The sequence below is a fragment of the Nostoc sp. CALU 546 genome (assembly GCF_048836525.1).
In genome coordinates, this window is the sequence record NZ_JAWJTF010000013.1 from 113,788 (window position 1) to 121,301 (window position 7,514).

Below are 7,514 nucleotides of genomic sequence, written 5' to 3' on the forward strand. Positions count from 1 at the left end.
ACGCATTGATACGTATTTAAATATACTAAAAATTTTATTACACTGAAAATAGTTTTTAGCGTAGGCGTGGCCCGCCGTAGACATCGCTCATTTTTTAACCGGCCTCACAAAATCCCGTTGCTCCCATCTCTATGTTATTTATCAAACAAAAATACCTGCCCTACAGGATTGCATTTTTCAGTGTGGGAGTAACCTTGCTAGTAAAGCTGGGACTAGAGCATCTAACTGGAATCACAAGTTCTTTCAGCTTGTGGCTGATTGCGATCGCTATAAGTACTTGGTACGGTAGTATCATTTCAGGATTGACATCAGTGTTTTTGGCTACTTTAGCTAGTCATTACTTTTTTACAAACCCATCTTCTACTCTCGATGGTCTGGAATTTGTATTATTTGTTACTGAGGGTCTATTAATCAGTGCGCTAACTGCTAACTTTCAGTCAAGCAAACAGCAGTCAGATACTGACAAAACAGAAGCCCAAATTAATCTAAAAGATTTATTACAGAGTCAGCGTTCACTTCGTCAAGGTGAAGAACTATACCGAACATTAACCCAAAATCTACCCAATGGAGTAGTTTTTCTCTTTGATCGAGATATGCGCTTTATGGGTGCTGAGGGTACAGAACTGCAAATTTTTGGTTTAGCAAAAGAAGAGTTCCAAGGTAAAACGCTGCACGAAACTGTTCTCCCTGAGACTTACGAACTGATAGAACCAGCTTACCGTAGTACCTTACAGGGTACTCCAATGTGTATTGAAATCCCTTATAACAATCAAGTTTATCTAATACAAACTTTTCCAGTCAAAGATGAAAATAGCAAAATTATGACGGGTTTGGCAATCTTCCAAAACGTCACGAACCGCAAACAAGCAGAAGCAAAAATTATCAAGTTAAACCAAGCTTTAAATCGACGAGTTAAAGAACTACAAACTTTGTTAGAGGTGATTCCAACTGGCATTGGCATTGCAGAAGATCCAGAATGCCGCACTATTCGAGCTAATCCGGCTCTTGCTAAACTGCTTGGCATACCTGTTGACGCAAATGCCTCTCTCAGCGCTCCTAATGATGAACGTCCAACTAACTTTAAAGTTTACCAGTCAGGCAGAGAACTAGCTCCAGAAGAACTAGCTATGCAATATGCTACCACTCATGGTGTGGAAATACTAGATTCTGAGATTGAGGTGGTTCGTAATGATGGTGTGAGAATTAATCTCTCGCAGTATGCTGCCCCTTTATTTGATGAAGATGGAAAAGTGCGGGGGTGTGTAAGTATATTTCTAGATATTACCCAACGCAATCAGGCAGAAAGAAAATTGCAAGCTGCTAGAGTTCAGTTGCAGACTGTATTGGAGGCTGTACCTGGAATTGTATCTTGGGTCAGTTCCGATTTGTGCTATCTAGGTGTCAACAAGCACTTAGCTGATAGTTTTTATTTGTCTCCCGAAGCTTTTGTTGGTCAGGATATTGGTTTTTTAGCTAATGGTAATGGGTTTCGTGAGTTCGTGCAAAATTTCTTTGCTGGAGATCAATCTGAAGCACTATATGAGTTGAGATCCATAAGCGCAGATCGTAGTTATTTAATTGTGGCTCAAAAATATGACCAGAACAGAGCCGCATTTTTAATCGGCATTGATATCACCGAACAAAAGCGTGTAGAAGAAGAACTGAGACAAAAGACTGAGGAACTGGCAGAAATAAATCGAGTCAAGGATGAATTCGTCGCTGTCTTGTCTCATGAGTTACGTACTCCCATGCATAATCTCCACGGCTGGGCGCAACTATTGCTAACTGAACATGAGATGGATGAAGCACTGAAAATTGAGGGACTGGAAACGATTGAGCGGAATGCCCGTCTACAAGTTCGCTTAATTGACGATTTGCTGGATCTGGCTAGGATGCAGAAGGGCGAGATGAATTTGGAAATCGAACCTGTTGACCTAGCAAGTGTAATTCGGTCAGCAGCAGATACTATTCGATTGTCAGCCGAAACAAAGGGCATTCAAATTAAGTTACATCTTGATGCTGTGTCCAACGTTTTAGGTGATGCCATTCGTTTACAACAGGTGGTTTGGAATTTGCTTTCAAATGCAATTAAGTTTAGTTCCAAGAATGAAAGTGTAGAGGTGAGGTTGGAACAAGTTGAGTCTCAGGCTCAGATTACTGTTATTGATCGAGGGAGAGGCATAGAAGCAGAATTTATACCATTCGTCTTTGAACGGTTTAGTCAGCGTGACGCTTCCACTACTCGTTCTGCTGGTGGATTAGGGCTAGGACTTGCGATCGCTCTCACAATTGTAGAACTCCACAATGGCAATATCACAGCAGCCAGTGCAGGATTCGGCAAGGGTTCGACATTCACGGTGAGACTACCTATCGTGACAATGACAAAGCAGTTGAGTAATAAGGAACTAGTACTAGGAGAATTGCTGCATGGCAATCAGAAAATTGCCCAATTGCAGAACTTGTGCATTCTGGTTGTGGATGACGATGCAGATGCTCGGATGTTAATGCAGACTGTCCTCCAGAGCGCCGGAGCAGATGTATTAGTGGCAGCATCAGTAAAAGAAGCATTGGCACTTTTAGAACAGCAATCGCCTGCTCTAGTGATTAGTGATATCAGTATGCCAGATGAGGATGGCTTTACCTTGATTCGTCAGGTTCGCTCCCGCAATATAGAGCAAGGGGGACAAATTCCAGCGATCGCTCTCACTGCTTTTGCTGAAGCCAAAAATGAGCAACGTATTTTAAAAGCAGGGTTTCAACTTTTTATTGCCAAGCCAATTAAGCCAATGGAACTCGTGGACAAGATCATTGAGGTATTAAAAACTTGATTAAATGTCAATTCCTTTCTATTTTAACCAGTGCATCACCTCTAGCGTTGCTGTCCTAGTCTGAGTAGATGGTCATTTAAGGCGATTCTTCCTAATTCAGAAATAACCTCAACTGGAACACCAACAGATGTAGCTGCTTCTGGGATTGTTACTCTGCTATTTCGCAATAGGTCTAAAACTTGCTGCACTTTAGGAACAACTGGATCGCTTTTGTTGGTGTAACCCCGATTAATAGCAATTCTCAGCCCGGTTTCAATATCATCTACTCTCGCTCTGCGATTTTTATCTATTAATAGTGTCTGTTGTCCAGCGATTGCGCTACTTTCAGAAGCTGTTCGGCGTCTACGTGCAGTACCGAAGCCTATCGGAGACGCTGCGCGTAGCTTGCTTCCCTGTAGGGGTACGACCAACGCATTTGCAATCTGAATACCAACATACCCAGTGTTTCTACGCACTGGAACGATATCGAAGTTGTAGAGTCGTTTTTGTCCCGTTTTGTCTACAGTTTGGACAAGTAAGTTAGTAATGGCAGTAGTGGTAGCCCCTGGAAACTTTAACGGTTGGATTGCCCTCAGAAAAATGGTTGTAGCGCGTCCGCTTTTTAAATCTGTATCTGTGGTGTAGACGAGTCGTGAAGGGTCTGCTACCAAAATGTAGGCGATCGCCTCGTCGGTTTGAGTGAAGCTAATAGGTGTAGCACGTCCTGGAGTAATTTGAACCTGAATCCTATTGCTTGCAGCCATATCCCGTTCAATCAAGCGATATGCAGGAGTTTGTGCTTGTGCCTGTACAACAGGTGCTGTCACACTGAGCAGTAATGTGCTAGTGCCGATGATAAGAGTAGCAAATTGTTTCATCGTTCAACTTTTAAAAAACTATTGACGACAACTGAGACTTCTGTACCTTCAGGTAAAAACTGGATATTGGGACGTTGTAGTAATTCCTGCACTGTTTGGTCAGAGCGTCTAGACAGACGTTCACTGACTGGACTAAAAAAGCCTTCTAGCGCCGCCGCCCAAATTTGAGGATTAGAGTTACTAGTAATAGTACTTTGGTTAAAAGTGCCGCTAGAAACAACAGTGCTAGATTGAGTACGGGGCTGATTCACTATGCTTCCCACCTTACCCAAACTACTGAGTAATCCAACTAATAAATCTTGTTGGGCAATATCTGTCCCCACATCATTCAGCTTTTTAGCAATTAACGGTTGCTGTCCTCGACCACGAATTAACAAAGTCTCAGCCGGAATAGTTTCCTGTTTGACTGTGCCTTGGGAGTCAGGGTAAATAAGCGCGATCGCACTTGCAGATACTAAGTTATTCTTTTTACCTACTGCCACTGTTTTCGTTACTAAAACAGTACCAGCCGGGAGTGCCACCGTGCCATCTGTGGCTGTGAGAGGTTTGGTTAACTCGATAGCAAAGCGATCGCTCTGATTATTCCCTCCCTGATCCCAAATCATCGGCATGATAATTCTACCTGGGACAGATGTACCCAGCGCTACCTCTTTAGTTTCATTGACATTGAGATTGGTTGTAGCTACAGGGGTGCGATTGAGGATACCTACCATTCCTGGAGTCAAGTTATCAGTTTTACTGTCAGTGCTTTTGGAGCCAATTAAAACTGTTTGAATACCAGGGTCTTCAGGAGTGGAAATGGATGTCCTAGCTGTTGGTTTCAAGCCTGTTGGAGTTTGAGTGTTAACAGCAACTTCTGACTGAGTTTCAGCTACTTTAGAGTTACCGATTTGCGACTGTCCCAGGCTAGCTAGTTGGCTCCACTGCTGGAAAGGATCGACATTACTTTCAGGCTGTCGTATTGGTGTTGAAGCTTGATAACTTACAGGATTTGGAGAAATATACCGCACTACTGGGGGCGCAGGTTGAGAAATTCTTACAGGAGTTATTGGTGTTATGCGTGATGTAGGAGTTGTGCGCGGTGAAAAAGCCTGGGGAGGTTGAGATGGCGTTGGTTTGGGTTTATTTTGTAGAGTTGGACTTGGGGATTTAGCCGCAACAGGTTCCACTTTTAGTTGTTGCCGTTGGTCTTGAAACGCTAATCTGCTTTTCAATTCGGCAGATTCATCTAAAACTGGTTCGTCTTTTGGAGATGTAGTAGGGGTTTGGATTACTTGTTTTACAGGAGGTTTCGGTTGGAGAAATCCAAACCAGATCAGTGCTATAGAGCCAATAACGATTCCTACTAAGGCAACTACTGAACCTAGTCGAACACTAGGTTTTTCTGCTAACGGTCGCTCTACTGCTCCTTCTGCATCTTGTTTCAAGCGATATTCTTCGGAAATGAGGTGATTTGCAGTAGGGTTATAACCTGCCAACAACTGCTCCTCTTCAGGGCTGATATCATCATCAGCAACCAAAGTGGCTTGGTTAGAGCGATGATTGCCGTTAATACTGTTGAATTCTGACGAATAATCAGCAGAGTTCTCGTTTAGGTAGTCAAATTCATGGTTTTGATTTGAATTGGTCATAATTCTACCCTTTTCCTTTAGCGTCGTTGCTGAGAATTGAACTCAACCATCTTGGTAATTTGCAGTCCAGACGATCGCACTTCATAAATTTTCTGTTCTACCAAGGGGGCATCTTTACCTAAAGGAGATCGGGGAATCTCCACTGCTTGGACGGTAAATGTGCGGTTAAAAGGAATACGCTCATCTCTACCAGTAGTTCGGTCAACTAAAATGCGGGTAGCAATCATGTCTATTTCCCATTCCCCAGGTCGTACTGCTCTCGGTTCTGACAGATAGGAAATAATAGTGGTGCTACGCAGCTGACCTGAAAAGAAGCTGGTAGGAACTAATTCGGCAATCTTCGGTAGAGAAGCTTTGGCAAATTCCGGTTCTAGCAGCAGGGAAGCAAACCAAGTATTTGTGGGAATCCGCCCATTCCTACCAACTTGAATGCCTTGGTCTGGTTGATTAGTGCCAGTGAGTTTGTCATCCCAGTTAAATGTTAGGGTTGTCCAATCACTAACTACCTTTTGAATTACAGCTGGATAGCGCCAGTTGCGGTCTTGCTCAGAAATGTAGATTGTCTCGCCATTTACCAACTGGGCAAAGGTCGCCTTGCGATCGGCAATTTTATTGACCCTGAAAGCGGTGAATAGAGTCAACAAAAATATCAGACCGTTAAATGCAGTTAGGCAGATAAAGCAAACAGCTAGAAGGTTTTTGGCTTCTGGAAGCAATGGAGCTTGAAGTCGTTTAATTTGCAGAGTCATACCAAATTGGCATAAGTAGTATTGTTTGAAAATCCACCGAACAGCCTTGTGTTAAAGGTTTTTAATTCGTCTTGGAAATTTCTGATGCCTGTCTTGAAAATAGGGACTAGGGACTGGGGACTAGGGATGAGGGTAGGTTAATTTTCATGCCCTCGTTGTATGATTCATCACATGACCGTCTAAATATTTCTGTCCGATTACTTATTACCCTCTGCGGAGTAGAGCAATACTGGTTGCAGTTCCAATGGCACTGCTAAAAATATCGATTAAGCCTTTGACATTGGCAGAAATGCCGTTATAGATTGCCATTCCCCCACCTCCAGCTATCAATACCGCCAACACTGGTGCAAAGATGCTCAGGAAACATAAAAATGCGACATCAGATGCTAATTCAGCACCCGACTTCACCAGGACGACGGCTGCTAAACCTACTAAAATGTTGTAACCAAGTTGAACGCCAAACAAGGAAATAAACCCTGTCAGCCACGCCCAAATAGGACGACCTTGTAATGGCAGTAAAGATAAACCAACTGCGATCGGTGCAAATAATGCCGTCAGCAGCAGAGCAGCTTCCAAAATATTTACAAAGCCCCATTGCAGGGCATACAGGATAAAGCGAATAATGGGGATGGCAGTATCTCGAAACACACTACCTGGATCATTGGCAAACTGAACAGCAGTACCGATTTGACCAGGCAAAGTTCTATTCCAGAGAAAACTACCAAAATCTCGTAGTGGTTGGAGTGGAGATTTAGCTTGCTCTTCAGCTTTGGTAACAATTGCCTGTGCCTGGGCTTGCTTTGAGTTCCAGCATTCAACTAACTCTGTACCGACTTTTCCTTGACATTCGCTATAGAGGTTTTCTAGCTGTTGTCTAGCAATACTGCTAATTGCCACATTGGTAATAGCATCTCGAAATGTTAGTTCACCAACTTGAAGCTGAAGAACGCTTTGCACTTGGTTGTAAGCGAAGCCTCGGATAACAGTAATTGTCTTCGCCAGCATATTGCCGTTGGCCCCCAAAAAAATCATAATCACGAAGGGCCAAACAAAGATTGATGCCAGTTCTGACCATGATTGCTTTTCAATGATTTCCTTGCCAGTAGTCAACGCCACAAATAATATGCTGGCGGCTCCCAAGGTGATGCCCAATTTAATCAAGCCAATCCATAATGCCGAACCGAGCGGATCTAAAGTAACTAGCCAGACGGTATTCCACGACTCAACTGTGGCGCGAGAAAGTTCTAAAGAACTGGAGATAATTTCTAGGGCATCGGATTCTCCGCCTGTTACTGGAAATGATTGAGCAATAATGTGGATCATGAGTGTCAAAAGCGTTAGCGATCGCAGCTAAAATTGACAGGACTTACGGATAAAGAATAAGTTTGCGGATCGTCCCATAAAGCCTGCGGCATAGCTCCGCTTAGGGCGCAGCCTCTCGTAGAGAAG

At 43.3% G+C, this 7,514-nt stretch carries 5 protein-coding genes; 1 reads left to right on the forward strand and 4 read right to left on the reverse strand.

Going from position 1 to position 7,514, the window contains the following annotated elements; all coding sequences use genetic code 11:
• The first annotated feature begins 131 nt into the window (after positions 1 to 131).
• Positions 132 to 2,828 carry an ATP-binding protein gene (locus RRG12_RS09480; RefSeq protein ID WP_420759079.1) on the forward strand — a complete coding sequence of 899 codons (2,697 nt, stop codon included), beginning with the start codon at positions 132 to 134 and terminating at the stop codon, positions 2,826 to 2,828.
• A 41-nt stretch (positions 2,829 to 2,869) separates the two neighbouring features.
• Here the strand turns inward: RRG12_RS09480 and RRG12_RS09485 are convergent, their stop codons facing one another.
• The 4 genes from RRG12_RS09485 to RRG12_RS09500 all read right to left on the reverse strand — a co-directional run bounded on the left by RRG12_RS09485 (position 2,870) and on the right by RRG12_RS09500 (position 7,388).
• Positions 2,870 to 3,685: a hypothetical protein gene (locus tag RRG12_RS09485; RefSeq protein WP_420759080.1), complete on the reverse strand. Its 816-nt coding sequence runs from the start codon at positions 3,683 to 3,685 to the stop codon at positions 2,870 to 2,872.
• The gene (locus tag RRG12_RS09490; protein WP_420759081.1) at positions 3,682 to 5,316 is read right to left on the reverse strand and encodes a TrbI/VirB10 family protein; all 1,635 of its coding nucleotides are present in this window, start codon (positions 5,314 to 5,316) and stop codon (positions 3,682 to 3,684) included. The genes RRG12_RS09485 and RRG12_RS09490 overlap by 4 nt, the downstream gene beginning before the upstream one ends.
• A 17-nt stretch (positions 5,317 to 5,333) precedes the next feature.
• Entirely contained in the window at positions 5,334 to 6,065 is a 732-nt protein-coding gene (locus RRG12_RS09495; protein WP_420759082.1) for a hypothetical protein, read from the reverse strand.
• A 204-nt stretch (positions 6,066 to 6,269) separates the two neighbouring features.
• A complete protein-coding gene (locus tag RRG12_RS09500; protein ID WP_069069547.1) occupies positions 6,270 to 7,388 on the reverse strand; it encodes a hypothetical protein in 1,119 nt (372 codons plus the stop codon).
• Between the last annotated feature and the right edge of the window lie 126 nt (positions 7,389 to 7,514).